Here is a 19,744-nt window from a genome sequence, read left to right on the forward strand (position 1 = left end):
TCAGTTGTATCGTATAAGAAATACATTACAAGATTTTCTTGTATACATTAACGCTATCGATGCGTTGACCAAACCACGGCATATCTGGAGGTTCCCCTGCCCATGCCCGACAAGACGCTCTCCCCGCCTCCCCACACGCTCGACCACGGGGCCTTCATGGCCCGTTTCGCCGATATCTACGAACTTTCCCCCTGGGTGGCGTCGCTGGCCTGGGAGCGCGGGCTGGGCCCGGAACATGACACACCGGAAGGCCTCGCTGCAGCGATGGGCCAGGTACTGGCCGATGCCGAGCCTTCGCGTCAGCTCGAAGTGATTCGTGCCCACCCCGATCTCGCCGGCAAGGCGGCATTGGCCGGCGGCCTGACCGACGATTCCACCCGCGAGCAGGCCGGGGCCGGGCTCGACCAATGCAACCCCGAAGAGTTGGCACGCTTCGAGCGCCTCAATGCCGCCTACAAGGACCGCTTCGGCTTTCCCTTCGTAATGGCCGTCAAGGGGCAGGACCGGCATGCGATTCTTGAAGCCTTCGAGACACGCCTGGAAAACGATCACGATGAGGAACGCCGGACCGCCATCGAACAGATCAACCGTATCGCCCTGTTGCGCTTACGCGACCGCGCCGAACCATAGTGGGCGAGCAAAAGTGGAAGGCGTTTCCGCCAACACGACAGTCCCCATACGAGGGTGTATGCTTGGCAATTGAACCAGACCCAGGCAATGACATCGGTGATGGAGAATGAGGCGTGACGACCGAGACCAGACGCAAGCCGGTGGGGCGCCCCGCCGGATCGGGCAAAAGCACGGGCGGGCATAGCCAATCGCTGGTACGTGGCCTGAATATCCTCGAGGGGCTGGCAGCAGCGCCTGGAGGATTGGGCCTGACGGACATCGCCCAGATCGTCGGTCTCGCACCGTCCACGACTCACCGACTGCTGCAGGCACTGCATAAGCAGGGCTTCATCTCGCAGGATGCCGAACTCGGACTCTGGAAGATCGGCGTCAAGACCTTCCAGATCGGCAATACCTTTCTAGAGGCGCGCGACGTGGTCGCCACGGCTCGCCCGTTCCTGCGCCAGCTCACCGAGGAGACCGGCGAGTCGGCCAACCTGGGTATCCGCGATGACGGCTGGGCGGTCTTTCTGGCCCAGAGCGAATCACCCCAGATGATGCGCATGATCACCCGGCTCGGCTCACGGGCTCCGATGCATGCCTCCGGCGTAGGCAAGGCGCTGCTGGCCTGGCTTCCGGACAAGGAGGTGGAACGTATTCTCCAGGCACGCGGCCTGCCCCGTGTCACGGCGAATACGCTCGATACCCCCGCGCGACTTCGCGAAGGCTTGGCCGAGATTCGTCGTCACGGGTATGCCTGCGACCGCGAAGAGCATGCCGTCGGCCTGCACTGTGTGGCTGCCTCCATACATGACGAGCAGGGCCATCCCCTGGCAGCGATCTCGGTCTCGGGGCCGGTCGCCCGGATTCCCGAATCACGACTGGCCGAACTCGGCGGCCTGGTCAGTCGGGCAGCACGCGAGATCACCACTCGCCTGGGAGGCGTTCAGCCCAAACTGGAAGCGCGCCAGGCCGAGCGCGCCTGAGCGGCGCGCTCTGGAACGGCACCTGTCAGGTATTGAGAACCACACCGCCGTTGAGATGTAGCGTCTGGCCCGTCATATAGGAAGACTCCTCGCTGGCCAGGTAGACATAGGCGGGCCCCATCTCGCTGGGTTGGCCGGCCCGATCCATGGGAACCTGACCGCCGAACTTCTCGACCTTGTCTTCGGGGAAGCTGGCCGGAATCAGCGGTGTCCACACCGGGCCCGGTGCCACAGCATTGACACGAATTCCCTTATCGACCAGTGACGTCGCGAGCGAGCGCACCAGCCCTTGGATCGCGCCCTTGGTGGCGGTGTAATCAATCAAGGTCGGGTTGCCCTTGAAGGCGTTGATCGATGATGTGGCGATGATGGTGTCGCCCTCGCCCATATGCGGTAACGCCGCCTTGGCCATGTAGAAGTGGCTGAAGATATTGGTCTGGAACGTACGTTGCAGCTGGTCGTCGGGAATCTCGGTAACATCGTCCCAGTCATGCTGCTCGGCTGCGTTGTTGACCAGAATATTGAGCTTGCCGCAGCGATCCAGGGTCTTGTCGACGATTTCGCGGCAGAAGGCCGGATCGCCGACATCGCCGTGAATCAGCATGCACTGCTGGCCCTCGGCCTCAACCAGCGCCCGCGTATCCTCGGCGTCGCGCTCTTCATCGAGATAGGCCAGCACGCAGTCCGCGCCTTCCCGAGCGTAATGGATGGCCACGGCACGCCCGATGCCGCTATCGCCCCCTGTAATGATGGCCACCTTGCCCTTGAGCTTGTCGGTGCCACGGTAGCTTGCGCGGATGAACTCCGGCTCCGGCTGCATTTGATGTTCGTCACCGGGTTGCTTGTTCTGATGCTGGGGGGGTTGTTTCTGATCGCTCATGTGCCTTGCTCCTTGCTTGCACCGAGAAAGAGGTCTCACTCGAATGACACGATTCACCGGATTCTTCATTCTTGCGAACCGCCGCTGAATCGTGTCCAAAACGTGTCTTGAAGATAGAAGAGCACGCTTGGAAGCGCCAAGGGCAACCGGCCGCTAACGCCAAGCACAGTCGGTGCTGCAGGGCCGTGATGAATGCCCCCGGGCCGGTTACACTAGCCGGCAATTCCCCAGCGCCGAGGTCCGTGATGAGTTCCCACCTGCTCTCCGTCGATTCCCTGTCCCGCGAACACGTCAACCACCTGATGCGGGTGGCGAGCCGCATGGAACCGATCGCCCAGCGTCGCCAGGTAACGCGTGTGCTGGAGGGCGCCGTGCTCGGCAATCTGTTCTTCGAGGCCAGCACCCGCACACGGGTCAGCTTCCATGCCGCGTTCTGCCGGCTCGGGGGCAGCGTCTGCGACACCACGGGGTTCACCTTTTCCTCGATGGCCAAGGGCGAGTCGCTGTACGACACCAGTCGCGTGATGAGCGGCTACTGCGATGCCATCGTCATGCGTCATCCCGATCAAGGCTCGGTGGCCGAATTCGCGGCAGCCACCAATGTGCCGGTGATCAACGGCGGGGACGGCCCCGGGGAGCACCCCAGCCAGGCCCTGCTGGATTTCTATACCATCGACAAGGAATTCACCCGCCTGGGCAAGACGCTGGCCGGGGCGCACCTGCTGCTGACCGGCGATCTCAAGTATGGCCGTACCGTGCATTCGCTGATCAAGCTGTTGTCGCTCTACGACCCCATGCGCATCACCCTAGTTTCCCCCCCCGGCCTGGAAATGCCCGGTTACCTGATCGACCTGGTCGAATCCCGCGGTCATCGCGTCGAGCAGCGCGATAGCCTGAACTCGGACTTCTCCGATTTGGACGTGGTCTACACCACGCGTATCCAGAAGGAGCGCTTCACCGAAGACATGATCGAAAGCTTCGCCGGGGTCTCGCAGGACTTCACCGTCGACCGTGCCTTCCTCGACCGCCACTGCACCGACACCACTATCGTCATGCATCCGCTGCCTCGCGATAGTCGCCCCGGCGCCAACGATCTCAGCGTCGACCTGAATGGCGACCCCCGCCTGGCCATCTTCCGCCAGACCGATAACGGTATCCCGGTGCGCATGGCGATCTTCGCCACCCTGCTGCAGGTCGACGACCTGATCGAGAAGGATCTGCGCGAGGTGCGCTGGTTCGTTCCCACGCGTATCGGCATCGATGATCGTCAGCTGTAACGTGAGGCGGAGCAGATCGCCTAAGACCAAGGCAGGGCTGCTCGGCCTGGACTACTATGCGAAGCTAGAACACTCATCTGCCAAGCGGAATGGACCAGCAGGCTGCCTACCGGTATTGAAACGGGCCCGTGCGGGCAGCCCACGTATGATCTCCCCAAGGAGGCATGACCATGAACCTGCATCGCGCCTATCTTCTGTTCGCGGCTTTCTACACCGCACTCGTCGCCGTCGGCATCATCGCCCTCATGGGGGGCGGCGGGTCACCGGTCATCCTCATCCAGATCGGCGTTGGCGCGCTGGCCGTGACCGGCCTGTGGGGGTTCATGCTCGGCAAGGGCTTCATGAGTCCTCGTATCTGGCGACCACTGGCGCTGTTTCTTGCCGTGGGGGTGGTCGCTCAGGTCGTGTATCTCTTCACCGCCTCGCCTTCAGGCACCGTCATGGCGCAGTTGATGATCGGGATCGTGTTCTCGATCTATCTGGTTTGGGTGCTGTACGTGTATGGCGACCGCGATCGCGACTGGTGGGCCACATCGGAGGAGATCCAGGGCGGGAAGCTGCTCGACGAACTTCTGACCGAGCATCAGGGCCTACGGGTGGAGAAGCGGGAGGCCGACCGTCAGGCGACGGTCACCGTCACCCGCGAGGGCGATCGCTATCGTGCCAGCGTCACACGCGGGCAGGGCGAGAACGAAGAGCATTTCGAAGAGCGCTTCTCGAATCCAGCCACGCTGGCCTTTTTCATCGAGAAGTACACCTGCATTTCGACCGACGATTTCGCCCGTCAGTATTCGTCATCGAATCGCGATGACCGTAATGATCAAAGCACGGGCGAAGGCGCCTTCGCCTGATTTCAGCCGCGCGGCGGCAGACCTTCGAGGGTGGCAAAGTGACTCTCGAGGATGAGCTGGGCGGCAATGCCGTCGACCCCTTCCTCGCGGTAATTGCCGCGATGTCCGGCCTCCCTGGCAATCGCCTTGGCCTCGCGGGTCGAACCGCGCTCGTCGACCATTTCGCAGGGTTTTCCGTAGCGTCCGTAGAGACGCTTGCCGAACTTCCTGGCCCGGGTACTCATCTGCGATTCGCTGCCGTCCATGTTCAGCGGCAGGCCAACCACGAAGAGATCGGGCTGCCATTCTGCCACCAGGCGTGACACCACCTGCCAATCGGGAATTCCGTCGCGGGCCGGCAACGGGTCGAGCGCCGTGGCACTGGCAATCATTTCGTTGCCCACCGCCACGCCGATACGCCGCACGCCGAAATCGAAGGCCAGAACCAGGCGTTGTCCGCTCGGGGTCATGGCGCCATGCCCATCAGCTATGCCCCGCCTCGCGGCTCATGAGGTTAAGGTCGATGCCGAGGATGCCTGCGGCGGCGTTGAGACGCTGTTCGGTGGGGACATCGAAGAGCACCTCGGCCCGGCCTTCCACCGTCAGCCAGGTGTTCTCCTTGAGCTCCTCCTCGAGCTGCCCCGACTCCCATCCGGCGCAGCCCAGGCAGACGAGAAAGTCCTTGGGGCCCTTGCCGGCGGCAAGCGCCTGCAGCATGTCCATCGATGTCGTGAGCGCGATATCCTCGGTCACTTGAATACTCGAATCCCAGGGCTCGCTACTGCCGCGATGCAGGATGAAGCCGCGGTCGCGATGCACCGGGCCGCCATAATAGACCGGGGCGTCGTTATGTGGGCTATCTTCCCCGCCCAGGTCGAGTTGGTCGAACAGCGCATCGAGCGTGATATCGAGTGGTCGGTTGACCATCACTCCCATGGTGCCGTTGTCGTCGTAGTCGCACAGGTAACTGAGCGTGCCGGCGAACTGCGAATCCTCGAGGTGAGGCATCGCCAGCAGGAAATGATTCTTCAGGCTTTGCATGGGCCTCCTGGGCGGCCATTGGCGTGTAATCGCCATGGCCACCTGGTCGAGTTCAGTGTGTCTCGCCGATTGTATCACTACCGCCTGCAGTCGCCTCAGTGGGGAAGGCGGCGCTGGATAGCATCCATCAACAAGCCGGCGATATCGGTACCGCGCTGATCGTCTATTTCACGCACACAGGTAGGGCTGGTCACGTTGATTTCGGTAATGTAATCGCCAATCACATCGAGCCCCACGAACATCAAGCCCTTCTCACGGATCATCGGCGTGACCTGCTCGATCAACCAGTAGTCTCGGTCAGTCAGCTCCCGGCTGACGCCGCGCCCGCCGGCGGCCAGGTTGCCGCGGGTTTCACCGGCCATGGGCACCCGCGCCAGGCCATAGGGCACCGGCTCGCCATCGACCAGCAGGATGCGGGTATCTCCATCCTTGATCTCGGGAATATAGCGTTGCGCCATGATCTGGCGCTGGCCGCGCTCGCTCAGCGTCTCGATGATCGCACCGATGTTGCGACCCTCGGGCTGGACATGGAAGATCCCGGTGCCGCCCATGCCATCCAGAGGCTTGAAGATCACGTCGCGATGCTCGGCATGAAAGGCACGAAGTACCGGCTCACTGCAGGATACGGTGGTCGGGACGCAGCACTGGGGGAACTGCTGGGCAAAGAGCTTTTCGTTGCACTCGAGCAGGGCCCGGGTGGGGTTGACCACCAACACACCCTCACGCTCGGCGAAGCCCAGCAGGTGTACGGCATTGAGGAAATGACTGTCGACCGGCGGATCCTTGCGCATCAGGATCACGTCGAGTTCCGCGAGTGGCCGGCTTGTCGGTTCGCCCAGGCGGTACCAGCGCTGGGGATCGTGAAATGCCTCCAGGTCGCGCATCCTACCCCAGGCCCGTCCGTTCTGCAGGAACAGGTCTTCCTGCTCCAGGTAATACAGCGACCAGCCCCGCTCCTGGGCCGCCCACAGCATGGCCAGGGTGGTGTCCTTCTTGTAGGCGATGTCGGCGATGGGATCCATCACCACACCGACCTTGAGTCCGCGTTCGCTCATCGATCGATCGTCCAATGCGAAGTGATGGGCGCAGTATGAACCAGGCCTCCGAGGAGACCAAGCGGGGTCAGGCTTCGTCGCTATCCTCGATCAAACGAATGCCCTCGCGCTCGATCACGATGCGCCGCTGCTTGTAGAGTCGTCCGATGGCTTGCTTGAAGGCGTTCTTGCTCACCCCAAGACGGGCCTTGATCTCGTCGGCCGGACTCTTGTCGGAAAGCGCCAGGTACCCATCCGCGCGCCGCAACAAGGCCAGGATCTTGTCGCCTACGGTGTCCAGGCGCGCCGAGCCCGAGGGCAGCAGGGAAAGGTCCAGTCGGCCATCGTCGCGAACGCGCTTCACGTAACCGGGCAGGCGATCCCCACGCCGCGGGATCTTGGGCAGGTCATCGTGGTAAAGCACGCCCCAGAAACGATGGTTGACCACGGACTTGACGCCGAGGTCCGTGCGATCGGCTATCACCAGCGAGACGGCATCGCCGGGTGCCAGCCCCTCGGCTTCATCCTTGATGAAGCGATCCAGGCGCTGCGAGGCCACCGGCCGCTGGCGGTCGTCGACGTAGATCATGACCAGCACCCGTTTGCCGGGCGTGGGACGAAAGCGCTGTTCGCCGAAGGGCAGCAGGAGATCCTTGGGCCGCCCCCAGGCGAGAAAGGCCCCGGTATCGTTGACCGTGACGACCTCGAGATAGGCTACCTGGCCGACCTCGACCGGTTCGGCATTCTCAACACGGCGCGAGCGCTGGGCGCCGGATACCGGCTCGGGACGTCCGCCGCGGCGGCCTGTGTGGGTGTCGGACATGGGAAACTCCCGGGTAATCTGGCGTCAGTATGCGACGTGATGCGGGACGATGACAGGGGCTTGATCCACAGAGATAACTCAGCGACCAAGCCAGCCAGCTCAACGGCTAAGCCAAGTCACCGAATCGATATTGCAACAGCGAGAGCGCCACCACCGGTGCCGTCTCGGTGCGCAGGATACGCGGCCCCAGGCTGAGCGGCGTGAACTTCGCCTCACGCGCGGCTGCGACTTCAGCCTCGGAGAGCCCGCCTTCCGGGCCGATCAGCAAGGCTGCAGCAGCGGGCGATAGCTCGGGCTGAAGCACGCCCTGCGTGGCGGGGTGCAGCACCAGCCGTAGCGGTTCATCGCGCTGTGCTAGCCACGCTTGCAGCGAACAGGGAGGATGCACCGGCGGGATCGTGGCGCGGCCACACTGCTCACAGGCACTGGCCGCCACACCCTGCCAGTGCGCCAGCTTCTTGGCTTCGCGGTCGCCCTTGAGGCGGACGTCGCCGTGCTCGGTGTAGAGCGGCGTGATGACCGCCACGCCCAGCTCGACGGCCTTCTGTATGGCGTAATCCATGCGATCGCCCTTGGAGATCGCTTGGCCGAGATGCACCGAAAGCGGCGACTCGCCCCGCCCGGTCTCGACATGCTCGATGCGGGCCACGACACGCTTGCGTCCGGCCTCGACCAGCACCGCCGCGGCCTCATTGCCGGCACCGTCGAACAGGGTAAGCGAAGCACCCTCACGCAGACGCAACACCAGGGCCACGTGACGTGCAGCGCCGTCGGGAAGAACGACGTCGCCGCCGACCGGGAAGTCGGCGGCGACGTGGATGCGCGGACCGCTCATGCAGCGAACGCTCGCTTACTGTGTCGTCTCGGAACCTTGTGTCTCGCGCCGCTTCTTCTGGGCATACATGGCCTCGAAGTTGACCGGCGCCAGCATCAGCGGCGGGAAGCCACCGCGATTGACCAGGTTGTCGATACATTCACGCGCATAGGGGAACAGCACGTTGGGGCAGAACGCACCCAATGTATGGTCGAGCTGGTCGCCTTCGATGCCGGAGATGCGGAACAGGCCGGCCTGCTCGACTTCGACCAGAAACGAGGTCGTGCCGCTCTCGCTGTGCGAGACCTGGGCGGTGACCTTGACGATCACTTCATAAAGCCCCTCACTGACCTGGCTGCTGGTCGTGTTCAGGTCGAGGCCGACCTTGGGCTTGAACGGCTGCTGGAACACCTGAGGCGCATTCGGCGACTCGAAGGAGATGTCCTTTACATAGATACGCTGCAGCGCGAACTGCAGTTGCGGCTTCTGCGAATCTGCGGCTGCCTGCTGGGCGTTGCCACCTGCGCTCTGGTTATTGTCTTCCGCCATGTTGTAGATCCTTGGTACTGGAGAAATAAGGAAGAGAGACTGGTGCGATCACTTCTTGACCAGCGGCAGCCCATCGGCTTGCCATTGGGCCATGCCACCACGCAACTTGAAGGCGCGCTCGAAGCCCGCCTTCTGCAACTTGGCCAGGACGATGCCCGAGGACTGCCCATGCTTGCAGACCACGATAATCGGCTTGTCCTTGACCTTTTCCAGTTCGTTCATCCGATCGTCGATACGGCTTTGAGGAATATTGCGCGCCCCGGCGATATGGCCTGCCTTGAAGTCGTTGGTCTCGCGAATGTCGACGATCACGGCATCCTCGCGGTTGATCAGCTGTGTCGCCTCGCTGGACGTGACACCGCTGCGGGACGCCCCCCTGACTTCATAGGCGATCCATGCGGTCAGCACCACCAGGAAGGCCCCCACCAGCAACGGGTGGTTCTGCACGAATTCGAACAGCTGATCAATCATGGGTCCGGATAACTCTCGTTGGAAAACACCATTCTAGAGCCAACCACGTGCTCGCCCGTTCGCGGGCCATGCTGCCTGTGGCTGGAAAGCGGCGCCCAGTATACACGAGCCTCCCGCGTACGTCCGCGGTTACGGGGCAAGTGTGATACCGGGCTCCTATTCCTCGCTACATGACGTCAGGCCCAACCTGCCAGATCCCGATCATCCAGCCAGAAGCCTTGTGGAGCGCTTGCTTTCTGATGCTGCCACCTCCTGTGAGGGTAGGCTCATGCCCTGCCAGTCGGGAGCCATTTCTGCGTGGTTTTCATTGACCGTGAAGCGACCCACCATGCGTGCCATGTCACCCGCCTGATCATCCAGGGAGCGACTTGCCGTCGCGACCTGCTCGACCAGGGCGGCGTTCTGCTGGGTGACGTCTTCCAGCTGCGCTACAGCCTGGTTGATCTGTTCGATACCGGCCGACTGTTCAAGCGTGGCCGTAGAGATTTCAGACACCAACGCCGCAGCCTTCTGGGCCCGGTCTGCAATAATGCCCAAGGTGTTGGTGGTCGAAGTGACCAATCGCTCACCTTCATCGATCCGCTCAACGTTGGTATTGATCAGCAACCGTATCTGCTTGGCTTCCTCGGCGCTACGACTAGCAAGTTTACGCACTTCAGACGCCACGACGGCGAATCCACGCCCCTGCTCGCCGGCTCGTGCGGCTTCCACGGAAGCATTCAATGCAAGAATGTTGGTCTGGAAGGCGATATCATCGATTGCTTCCACAATCTTGGTGACTTTCTGGTTGGCTGCATGGATCTGCTCCATGGCAGCATTCGCCTGTGCAGCGATACCGCTGGCCTGTCCCGCCTGACTGGCCATTTCCTGTGTCATGTCCTGGGCCTGCCGCGCCGTATCTGCACTCTGCCTGACGGTCGCCGTGATCTGCTCCAGGCTGGAGGCGGTTTCTACCAGCGATGCCGACTGCTCTTCAGTACGCTGTGCGAGATCCTGGTTGCCTTGAGCTATCTCACCACTGGCCATTTCAACGGACAGAGCCCCCTGCTTGATATTGGCAACCAACTGCTCAGTACTGACGGTAGAATCATTGAACGCTGAATAGAGTTGAGAGAGTTCATCACTGCCGGGCACATCCAGACGCTGGGTCAGGTCTCCCCCACGGCCTTGAATATTAGCCAAGGCCTTTTTGAGGGGTACCACGATGCTGCGAACCGTTACGAACGACAGGATGATAGCCAAGCCTGCGGCAATGACGGACAAGATCAGATATTGCAGCAGCTCCTTCTGGGCCTGGCTGCCGAGACCGCTGGCTGTTTCCATCAGCATATTCGAAGCTTTGAGCCCCACTTCATGCATGCGATCGATCTGTGTGGTCTGACCCTCGAACCATTGCTGATGGTTGATACCGAAACCACCCGCAGTGCCCCGCTCGAGAGCGACACTACGCATGTTAGTCAGTCGTTCGACGAGGTTGCCGCCAAGTATCGCTGCCAGGGAAGACTGGATGTCCGCGTTCGCAAGATCCTGAAAGCTATTGGTGAATGCTTGCGATCTACCTGTCAGCGACAGCAGGTTCCTGTACATGGTCGGGGACATCGCGTCAGTACTGAAGGCGGTGGTCAACAGGGCCCGCTCGATACCCGCCAGTTCCTTGATATAAAGCAAGTTGTAATAGGCAGTTAATTGCCGAGCCACCTCGGCATTATCGACGCCGAAGGTGAGCTTGCTGACAAATTTAATCAGTTCGGCATTGAGTGCAGTAAAGTGTGCGCTGGATACCTCACCTTTTATGGCCAGATCGTCGGCGCGCTGCCTGATGGAGCCTGTTTCGCTCAACAAGACAAGCGCCTTGTCGACCTGCTCCGCGATAACCCGATCTCGAGCATCGAATTCAATCGACGAAAGGTACTGGCGGAAGTTATCGATCTGCTGATCGGTCGCTTGGCGCTGACCAGGTAGCTCGGCACGAAAGTTACGCCCTTCGCTGCCCAGGAAGGCCGCTGTCATTCCACGCTCACGCTGAAGTTCGTGAACTAGGCTGCCTGCATTCTGCCCTAACTTGGCCATTTCCTGCAGGTGTCCCATCTGTGAAGCGATCTGTTGTCGTTCGAGTATGCCGGCCGCTGCCAGCCACGTCATAGCAATCAAAGGAAGTGCTAAGGCAAGTACAAACTTGTGGCCCATTTTTACGCGGTGAAGGGCTTGCATAATCTCAGTATCTCAAGTGGTGTTTTGTGTACTAGGGCTAAGTCGAAACAACGACGTGTCCGAACGAGACAGGGCTCTCGCACAGCTCCAGCACACTATCGACCAAAGTCGAATTAACTTTACTTAAGAATTGACGAGATCAAAAAAAACACTTGCGATGAATCAAGAGACGGTGGGGAACAAGTGGATTTCATGACAATTAAATTTTTTAACGTATGCTAGTCGCCCCACCGCAAGGGGCACTAGTGGCGAGCAAGTAGGCCAGATCGCGCTCGAGAGTCGACAAGGGATTGTTGCGATTGATGGCATCGCCGATCACCAGGCTGCCGGTTGACTCGACGATGGCGCGGTGAAAGGCCTCGTTGATCTCGCCCCAGTGGTCGATGTCCTCCTTCGTCAGATAGCCTTTGCCAAGCAACAATTCCCCCTGTTCGATATACCGGACTAACGCCTCGCCTACCTCAGGCGTCAGTCCCCTTTCGGACAGTCGTCGCGCCGCCAATCCTTCCAGCACACCAAGCACCTCCAAGGCTCGCCACGGCGCCGTTTTCATGCCAGCCACGGCAATGAACAAGGCTTGGGCCTGACCGTCAGGCAGCGCTTGAAAGCCTAGCGCGGCTGGGCCAGAACCTGCGTCCAGTAGGAAGAATAGGTCGACTCCGAATCATCCGATTCAGAATCGACCTTGGCCATGCCCATCTCGGTGAAGACGTCCTGCATGATGTTGCGGCAATGGCCCGGACTTTCCAGCCAGCCATCGACTACAGCGGCGATGGACATCTGACCCGCGGCGATGTTCTCACCCACCGCGCGCCACACATAATCCCGGTTACTGACCCGCTGTTGGATTCCCACGCCATCTGGACCGGTATGACTGAAGTAGTCATTCTCGGCCATGTCCCGGGAGTGCGCTTCGGCAGCGGCTTCGAGCGTGCAATTCCAGGTCAATGGTTCCGCCGCCTCAAAATGCTGATCGCCGCATTGTCGGGCCTGGCTGCGCGCCTCGTTGACCCGCGACAGCATTTCACGCTTGCGATCGGTCAGCTCGCAGGCAGCCTCAGCCTCCGCGTTGCCTTCCGATACGCCCTCCTCGGCCCATGCCCCGTTGAAGACCATGAGCCCCAGCATGCAGGCCAATACACCGAATGCACAACGTGTCATGTCAGGACTAGCCACCGAACTTCTCATTCTCGCCCATATCCGGGATGGCATCTTTCTTCACGTTGGCCTTGGCTATTTCGTAAAGCTGGAACGTCTTGCTCTCCTTGGCCTTCCAGTGCTCACCCATCTGGACCTTGATCTCCAGCAACGCGACATCCGGGTCATCCTTGCCTTCGGGGAACCAGGCCGCAATGAACGGATTCCAGTACTTCTCGATCAGCTCGCGGTTATCGGTCAGGTTGGCCTTACCTGATAGCGATACGTACACACCCTCTTCCTGATCGGAAAAGCTGAGGCAAACGTCACGATCGGTAGCGGCTTCAAAGACCTTCTCGGCACTGCGGCGGGTGTAGAACCATAGGGTGCCGTCGTACTCGTCCTGAACCAGGTGCATCGGCCGGGCACGAGGCATCTCACCATCCAGCGTAACCAGCATGCCGACCTTGATATCCTCGATCATTTTCCAGATCTTCTGCTTGTGCTCCGGGCTGGACATGGCTTCAACCTCCTGTTGAATACGGTGCGGCGGATAGAAAAAAACGATGCCAATGCATCGAATAGGCCTGAATCAGCCTAGCCATCCCCATCCACCTCAGCAAACCTACCTGCCTGTGGATAGGATGAGATATCGGGGCTAGGGGACGGAGGATCAGCCCCGACCATGAATCATTCGTCGTTACATCCTAGATGCCAATGTTCATGGGCGGTCTCAGTCGCAGACATACAGGTAAACAATAGATAAAGAGGCATCCCGCTGTCAGTTACCGAACACCACCGTTCGTCCAGCATGGAGAAACACGCGACGCTCCAGGTGGTAGCTAATGGCCCGCGCCAGAGTCAGACATTCGATATCACGCCCCTTCGCCACCAAGTCCTCGGGATAGTGAGCGTGATCCACCGGCTCGACGCCCTGGGCTATGATCGGGCCTTCGTCCAGGTCATTGTTAATGTAATGCGCCGTCGCACCGACGAGCTTGACCCCCTTCTCGTAGGCTTGATGGTAGGGTTTGGCACCTTTGAACCCCGGCAGTAGAGAGTGGTGGATATTGATCGCCCGCCCCGAGAGCCGCTCACACATGGCCGGCGACAACACCTGCATGTAACGCGCCAGTACTACGAGCTCGGCCCCGGTACCCTCGATGATGTCCTTGATCTGCGCCTCTTGTTGTAGCTTGGTTTCAGGCGTAATGGGCAAGTAGTAGTAGGGTAACCCATGCCATTCCGCCAGGGATTCAAGATCGGGATGGTTGGAAACGATGGCCCGAATATCCAGAGGCAACTGGCCGGTACGATAGCGATACAGTAAATCGTTAAGACAATGATCAGCCTTGGAAACGAGTATCACGGTCCCGGTACGCTTGCCCGGGGGCGTCAGTTCGAACGTCATTTCGAACTCCGCTGCCCGCGACGCAAAGGCCTCGCAGAACGCCGTGTCGCTGAATCCCTCGATTTCGGGCCTGAATTCGGCACGAATGAAAAATTGCCCCCCCTGCCGATCATCGAAGGAGTTGAGCTCGGTAATGTAGCAAAGCTGCTCTTTTAGAAAGCGCGTCACGACGTCCACCGTCCCCAGACGACTGGGACATTGGGCGGCAAGAATCCAAGTATCGGCAGTTCGACTCATGCTGTCCCCTACGGGTTACCGGCTTGCAAGGAAGAAGGCCGGCACATGTCCGGCCTGTGGGTTTATCGTTCTACTGTAACGCCGTACTCTGCCGCCGCATCCAACAGCCATCGATAGCAGTAATCGGCGAAGCTCCTGCGCAACACAAGCTCCCAGGTATCTTCGGTTGGCCTGCGTAGAATGACCGTTGCCTTGGCAAAGACCGTGGTGACGCCCTTGCCCACCGGGAATGCTTGCGGGTGCACATCGTATGGCGTTGACTTCATGAGGGTTTCACGCGCTTTCTCGCCCCGTAGCGTCAATACGGTCTGTCCCCCGCTAACGTTGACGATGCTGTAATGCGCCTGTCCCAGCACCTCGCGCAACCGCCCTTCCAGCGCAAACTCCTCGCCACCGGGCACGATGACGAGCCACTCATCGGGCGACAGCCATTGGATCGAACGTTCACCACTATCATCCAGCGCCAAGGTATTGGGCCGGGCAGGCAATGTGATGCCCAGCACCTCACGCACGGCCTCGTCCAGAACAATGGCCCCACCACGCAGGACCATGTGCCCCAGAAACGCTTTCTCGCGTAGCGTCACGCCTGCACCGGCTTCACGAGGCGGCGTTCCCCGGCGATGAAAGGACCACGCCAACGGCGACTCGGCACTCGGGCTTCCGGCAGGCCGGGTATCGAACTCTTTCACGTCAGACATTTTGCCGCTCTCCTTTGGGGTCGAGGAATACGGGGCTAACGATTTCCGCCTCGTGAACCTTGCCGTCGACCATGGGCAAATAGACGGTCTCGCCCATTCGCTCATGCCCACCTTTCACTACGGCCAGGGCAAAGCCATGCCCCAGCGTGGGGCTGTAATAGCTGGAGGTCACATGACCTACCATGCTCATGGGAATGCTCTGGTTGGGGTCGAAAACGATCTGCGCCCCTTCTTCCAGTACCACCTTGGGGTCCTTGGGCTTCAGGCCGACGAACTGCTTGCGGTCGGTGCGCCGGGTATCAGAGCGGGACAGGGCCCGTTTGCCGATCCAGGAATACGGCTTGTCATAACCGATGGCCCACTGCATGCCCAGGTCCTCGGGCGTGACCGAGCCATCGGTATCCTGGCCGACGATGATCAGGCCCTTTTCGGCGCGCAGCACGTGCATGGTCTCGGTGCCGTAGGGCGTGAGGTCGTACTTCTCGCCATGCTTGAAGAGCGCCGTCCAGACATGCATGGCGTAGTTGGCCTGCACATTGATCTCGTAGGCCAGCTCGCCCGTGAAGGAGATGCGGAATACACGCGCCGGCACGCCGGCGACGGTCCCCTCTCGCCAGTCCATGAACTTGAACTGCTCTTTGTCGAGATCGATGTCAGTAAGCTCAGCCAACAACTTGCGTGCGTCAGGGCCTGTCACGGTCATGGTCGCCCAGTGATCGGTGACCGACGTGAAATAGACGTCCAGTTCGGGCCATTCGGTCTGGTGCCAGAGTTCCAGCCACTCCATCACTCCGGCAGCCCCGCCCGTGGTCGTGGTCATCAGGAAATGATTCTCGCCCAGACAACTGGTCGTCCCGTCATCCATGAGCATGCCGTCGTCCTTGCACATCAGCCCATAGCGAACCCGACCCGGTGCCAGCTTGGCCCACTTGTTGGTGTAGACGCGGCCCAGGAACTCACGCGCATCGGCCCCTTGGATATCGATCTTGCCCAGGGTCGAGGCGTCGAGGATGCCGACACGCTCGCGCACCGCGAGGCACTCGCGCGCCACGGCCTCGTGCAGGGTTTCCTTCTTGCCGTTGACGGTCCGCGGGAAGTACCAGGGGCGTTTCCACTGCCCCACATCCTCGAACTCGGCCCCCTGCTCGACATGCCACTGATGCAGCGCGGTGTAGCGTTCGGGGTCGAACAGGTCGCGGCAATGCCGCCCCACGATGGCGCCGAAGGTGACCGGCGTATAGTTTGGCCGGAAGACGGTAGTGCCTACTTCGGGAATCGAACGATGCAGACAGCGCGCAGCGATCGCCATGCCATTGATGTTGCCGAGCTTGCCCTGGTCGGTGCCGAAGCCCATCGCTGTGTAGCGCTTGACGTGCTCGATGGACTCGAAGCCCTCGCGTGTAGCCAGCTCGATGCCAGCCGCAGTGACGTCGTTCTGTAGATCGACGAACTGCTTGGGCGCACGCATCGATGGCTTGAGATGCGGAACCTGGTAGAGCGCACAGGCAGCGCCATCCTCACGAGCAGAGACCTGCGGCACTAGGCCGGTGACGGCATTGGCATCGAGGCCTGCCGCCTGGGTCGCCTGCCGCCCTCCATCGATGCCATCACGGATGACATCGTCGAGCGGATAGACGCCACGTGCACCACCCACCGATGTGAGCCCCTTCACCTCGCCTGGCACGAAGCCCAGGATATCGTCCCGCCACGTCGGCCGCGTGCCGGTGTGCGAGGAAAGGTGGATGACCGGGCTGTAGCCCCCGGAGCTGGCGATAGTGTCGCAAGCCAGCTCCTCGACTTCCCCCGCCACGGTAAACCGCGTGGCATCGATCTTGGCGACCCTGGCGCCACTGACGCGCTCGGCGCCCTTGGCCTCGATCACGGCACTTTCCGTGATGATGGGGATACCTAGCGTCCGGGCCTTGGCGACCAGATCCCCCTGGGGATTGGCACGCGCATCGACAATCGCCACTACCTCACGGCCGGCTTCACGCCAGTCCAGTGCAGCGCGGTAGGCGTGGTCATTGGTCGCGGAGAGCACGAGCTTCTGGCCCGGTGCCACCCCATAGCGACGAATATACGTAGAAACGGCACCGGCGAGCAGGTTGCCGGGCACATCGTTATTGGCATAGACCAGCGGACGCTCATGGGCACCCGTGGCCAGCACGACCTGGCTGGCACGCACCCGATGCATGCGAGAACGGGCCTGACGGCGACTGCCGGAGGCAGGCGCGCTATCGGCCAGGTGCTCGGTACAACGCTCGTGCAGCGTCACGAAGTTGTGATCGTGATACCCGTTGGCCGTGGTACGCGGCAGTAGAGTGACGTTGTCCATGGCGGCGAGTTCGTCGATCACCCGATCGACCCATTGCACTGCCGGCGAATCATCGATCAGCTCGCGGCTGTCCAGCAGCGAGCCGCCCATTTCCTCCTGCTCATCGCAAAGGATGACCCGTGCGCCATTGCGTGCCGCTGTCACTGCAGCGGCCAGGCCTGCCGGACCGGCACCGATGACCAACACATCGCAATGCTGGTTGATGTGGTCATAACTGTCCGGATCGGGTTCGGTGGGGCTGCGTCCCAAGCCGGCACTCTTGCGGATGTATTTCTCGTAGGTCATCCATAACGACGCGGGCGCCATGAAGGTCTTGTAATAGAACCCCGGCGGCATGAAGGTGCCGCTCAGCTTGCCGACCATCCCCATCAGGTCACGCTGTACGTTGGGCCAACCGTTGGTGCTGCGGGCCGTCAGCCCTTCGTAAAGGGCCTGCTGTGTCGCGCGCACATTGGGGACCTGGGTCGCTTCGCTGGATCCTAGTTGCACTATCGCGTTGGGCTCTTCCGCCCCGGCGGCGACAATGCCTCGCGGGCGGGAGTACTTGAAACTGCGGTTTACGATATCGATGCCGTTGGCGAGCAACGCAGAAGCCAGAGTATCGCCGGCATAGCCCACGTACGGCTTGCCGTTGAAGGTGAAGTGAAGCTGGCGGGAGCGGTCGATCCGGCCCCCTTGCGACAGACGGTTGACCTGGCTCATACCCGCGCTCCTTGGTTCGATGCGTCGTTCAATGCCTCGCTCTCGGGCCGGGCACCCACGGTCTGCCACCCCCCCGTGGCCGCCTGTACGCCGGCCTGCTTGTCTTTCTCGGAAACGCTTTTCGCCGTAACCGTGGGCGCCTCCCCCATCTTGTACGTCTCGAGAATCTCGTAGCTCACCGTATGGCGAGTGATATTGAAGAACTTGCGGCAGCCAACGGCATGCACCCACAGCTCATGGTGAACACCTCGCGGATTGTCGCGGAAGAACAGGTAGTCCCCCCAGGCTTCGTCGGAGCAGGCCTCAGGATCCGCGGGGCGCTGGATATGCGCTTGTCCCTTGGGGTGAAATTCCTCTTCCTCGCGATGCTCTTCGCAGTACGGGCAATAAATATGGAACATGACAGTGTTTCCTCAGTGCGCGACACCGGCGGCGCCATGCTCGTCGACGAGGGCCCCCGTGTGGAAACGGTCGATGGAAAATGGTGCAGCGATGGGATGCATCTCGCCCTTGGCCAGGCTGGCAGCGAACACATGCCCCGAGCCCGGCGTAGCCTTAAACCCCCCAGTGCCCCAACCGCAATTGAAGAACAAGCCCTTGACCGGGGTGGCTGACAGGATGGGACAGGCATCCGGACAGGTATCCACGATGCCACCCCATTGCCGGTTCATCCGGACCCGGGAGAAGATCGGGAACATCTCGACGATGGCTTGCAGGGTATGCTCCACCGTCGAGTAGCTACCGCGCTGACCGTAGCCCAAGTACCCGTCTATGCCCGCGCCGATGACCAGATCGCCCTTGTCCGACTGGCTGATATAGCCATGCACATGATTGGACATCACCACCGTATCGAGAATCGGCTTGAGCGGTTCGGACACCAAGGCCTGCAGGGGATGCGACTCCAGCGGTAGGTTGAAGCCGGCCATCTTGGCCAGCACACCGGAATTGCCGGCCGCAACACAACCGACGGTCTTGGCCCCGATATCGCCACGGTTGGTATGTACCCCGACGATCCGGCCATCGAGAATCTTGAAACCGGTGACCTCGGTCTGCTGAAGAATATCGACGCCACGTGCATCGGCACCACGCGCAAAGCCCCACGCCACCGCGTCATGACGCGCCACCCCGGCACGCGGTTGCCATGATGCGCCCATGACCGGATAACGGGCCCCCTTGGAGCAGTCCATTATCGGAACCAGTTCCTGGACCCCCTTGGCATCCAGTACCTGGCTATCGATGCCGTTCAACCGGTTGGCATTCACACGGCGCTGAATATCGCGCATGTCCTGCAAGGTGTGGCCAAGGTTCAGCACCCCGCGCTGCGAGAACATCACGTTATAGTTGAGGTCCTGAGACAAGCCCTCCCAGAGTTTCATGGAGTGTTCGTAGAGGGCTGCCGCCTCGTCCCAAAGATAGTTTGAACGCACGATCGTGGTATTGCGTGCGGTGTTGCCGCCCCCCAGCCAGCCTTTCTCGATCACCGCAACGTTGGTGATGCCGTGCTCTTTGGCCAGGTAATAGGCGGTAGCCAAGCCGTGGCCACCACCACCGACAATGATGACGTCGTACTCTTTCTTGGGGGTCGGATTGCGCCATTGACGCTGCCAATTTTCATGATGGCTGAGCGCGTGCTTGACCAACCCGAAGCCGGAATAGCGTTGCATAGGTCTTCTCCTCGATCGGCCTTTTAAAGCCTGCT

21 protein-coding genes are annotated in these 19,744 nt (G+C 61.0%); 4 read left to right on the forward strand and 17 right to left on the reverse strand.

What is annotated here, in order from left to right:
• Window positions 1-102 precede the first annotated feature (102 nt).
• Entirely contained in the window at window positions 103-630 is a 528-nt protein-coding gene (uraD, locus tag JH15_RS13080) for a 2-oxo-4-hydroxy-4-carboxy-5-ureidoimidazoline decarboxylase (protein WP_043531058.1), read from the forward strand.
• Between the two features lie 113 nt (window positions 631-743).
• Entirely contained in the window at window positions 744-1,595 is an 852-nt protein-coding gene (locus tag JH15_RS13085) for an IclR family transcriptional regulator domain-containing protein (protein ID WP_043531060.1), read from the forward strand.
• A gap of 25 nt (window positions 1,596-1,620) precedes the next feature.
• Here the strand turns inward: JH15_RS13085 and JH15_RS13090 are convergent, their stop codons facing one another.
• Entirely contained in the window at window positions 1,621-2,544 is a 924-nt protein-coding gene (locus tag JH15_RS13090) for an SDR family oxidoreductase (RefSeq protein WP_081949029.1), read from the reverse strand.
• Window positions 2,545-2,720: 176 nt separating this feature from the next.
• On the opposite strand from JH15_RS13090, the gene JH15_RS13095 reads away from it, so the two are divergent.
• Window positions 2,721-3,752, forward strand: a complete 1,032-nt coding sequence (locus JH15_RS13095) for an aspartate carbamoyltransferase (protein ID WP_043531064.1) — start codon at window positions 2,721-2,723, stop codon at window positions 3,750-3,752.
• A gap of 170 nt (window positions 3,753-3,922) precedes the next feature.
• Window positions 3,923-4,603 (forward strand): MFS transporter, encoded by a 681-nt coding sequence (locus tag JH15_RS13100; RefSeq protein ID WP_043531066.1) that lies wholly within the window; start codon window positions 3,923-3,925, stop codon window positions 4,601-4,603.
• Window positions 4,604-4,605: 2 nt separating this feature from the next.
• Here JH15_RS13100 and ruvX read toward each other — a convergent pair whose 3' ends face one another.
• From ruvX to JH15_RS13180, 16 genes are all read right to left on the reverse strand, one after another.
• Window positions 4,606-5,052, reverse strand: coding sequence for a Holliday junction resolvase RuvX (gene ruvX, locus JH15_RS13105; RefSeq protein WP_043531068.1), 447 nt, complete (start codon window positions 5,050-5,052; stop codon window positions 4,606-4,608).
• A gap of 13 nt (window positions 5,053-5,065) precedes the next feature.
• Window positions 5,066-5,623, reverse strand: a complete 558-nt coding sequence (locus tag JH15_RS13110) for a YqgE/AlgH family protein (RefSeq protein WP_043531071.1) — start codon at window positions 5,621-5,623, stop codon at window positions 5,066-5,068.
• Window positions 5,624-5,718: 95 nt separating this feature from the next.
• Window positions 5,719-6,678 carry a glutathione synthase gene (gene gshB, locus JH15_RS13115; RefSeq protein ID WP_043531073.1) on the reverse strand — a complete coding sequence of 320 codons (960 nt, stop codon included), beginning with the start codon at window positions 6,676-6,678 and terminating at the stop codon, window positions 5,719-5,721.
• A 67-nt stretch (window positions 6,679-6,745) separates the two neighbouring features.
• Window positions 6,746-7,480, reverse strand: a complete 735-nt coding sequence (locus JH15_RS13120; protein ID WP_043531075.1) for a CvfB family protein — start codon at window positions 7,478-7,480, stop codon at window positions 6,746-6,748.
• A 106-nt stretch (window positions 7,481-7,586) separates the two neighbouring features.
• Entirely contained in the window at window positions 7,587-8,315 is a 729-nt protein-coding gene (locus tag JH15_RS13125) for a 16S rRNA (uracil(1498)-N(3))-methyltransferase (RefSeq protein WP_043531077.1), read from the reverse strand.
• 15 nt (window positions 8,316-8,330) lie between these two features.
• A complete protein-coding gene (gene secB, locus JH15_RS13130; RefSeq protein WP_043531079.1) occupies window positions 8,331-8,843 on the reverse strand; it encodes a protein-export chaperone SecB in 513 nt (170 codons plus the stop codon).
• A 48-nt stretch (window positions 8,844-8,891) separates the two neighbouring features.
• Window positions 8,892-9,314, reverse strand: coding sequence for a rhodanese-like domain-containing protein (locus JH15_RS13135; RefSeq protein ID WP_043531081.1), 423 nt, complete (start codon window positions 9,312-9,314; stop codon window positions 8,892-8,894).
• 201 nt (window positions 9,315-9,515) lie between these two features.
• Window positions 9,516-11,456 (reverse strand): methyl-accepting chemotaxis protein, encoded by a 1,941-nt coding sequence (locus JH15_RS13140; RefSeq protein WP_231566439.1) that lies wholly within the window; start codon window positions 11,454-11,456, stop codon window positions 9,516-9,518.
• Window positions 11,457-11,733: 277 nt separating this feature from the next.
• The gene (locus JH15_RS13145) at window positions 11,734-12,078 is read right to left on the reverse strand and encodes an FCD domain-containing protein (protein ID WP_081949053.1); all 345 of its coding nucleotides are present in this window, start codon (window positions 12,076-12,078) and stop codon (window positions 11,734-11,736) included.
• Between the two features lie 56 nt (window positions 12,079-12,134).
• Window positions 12,135-12,701: a CAP domain-containing protein gene (locus tag JH15_RS13150; protein WP_231566440.1), complete on the reverse strand. Its 567-nt coding sequence runs from the start codon at window positions 12,699-12,701 to the stop codon at window positions 12,135-12,137.
• Window positions 12,694-13,182, reverse strand: coding sequence for a pyridoxamine 5'-phosphate oxidase family protein (locus JH15_RS13155; protein WP_043531084.1), 489 nt, complete (start codon window positions 13,180-13,182; stop codon window positions 12,694-12,696). The genes JH15_RS13150 and JH15_RS13155 overlap by 8 nt, the downstream gene beginning before the upstream one ends.
• A 261-nt stretch (window positions 13,183-13,443) precedes the next feature.
• Entirely contained in the window at window positions 13,444-14,310 is an 867-nt protein-coding gene (gene purU, locus JH15_RS13160) for a formyltetrahydrofolate deformylase (protein ID WP_043531086.1), read from the reverse strand.
• A gap of 62 nt (window positions 14,311-14,372) precedes the next feature.
• Window positions 14,373-15,008 (reverse strand): sarcosine oxidase subunit gamma, encoded by a 636-nt coding sequence (locus JH15_RS13165; RefSeq protein ID WP_043531088.1) that lies wholly within the window; start codon window positions 15,006-15,008, stop codon window positions 14,373-14,375.
• Window positions 15,001-18,045 carry a sarcosine oxidase subunit alpha family protein gene (locus JH15_RS13170; RefSeq protein ID WP_043531090.1) on the reverse strand — a complete coding sequence of 1,015 codons (3,045 nt, stop codon included), beginning with the start codon at window positions 18,043-18,045 and terminating at the stop codon, window positions 15,001-15,003. The genes JH15_RS13165 and JH15_RS13170 overlap by 8 nt, the downstream gene beginning before the upstream one ends.
• Window positions 18,042-18,446 (reverse strand): sarcosine oxidase subunit delta, encoded by a 405-nt coding sequence (locus JH15_RS13175; RefSeq protein ID WP_043531092.1) that lies wholly within the window; start codon window positions 18,444-18,446, stop codon window positions 18,042-18,044. Before JH15_RS13175 ends, JH15_RS13170 begins: the two co-directional genes overlap by 4 nt.
• Window positions 18,447-18,458: 12 nt before the next feature.
• On the reverse strand, window positions 18,459-19,709 hold the full coding sequence (locus JH15_RS13180) for a sarcosine oxidase subunit beta family protein (RefSeq protein ID WP_043531094.1): 1,251 nt from the start codon (window positions 19,707-19,709) through the stop codon (window positions 18,459-18,461).
• Window positions 19,710-19,744: the final 35 nt, after the last annotated feature.

The organism is Litchfieldella xinjiangensis, assembly GCF_000759345.1.
GTDB lineage: Bacteria > Pseudomonadota > Gammaproteobacteria > Pseudomonadales > Halomonadaceae > Litchfieldella_A > Litchfieldella_A xinjiangensis.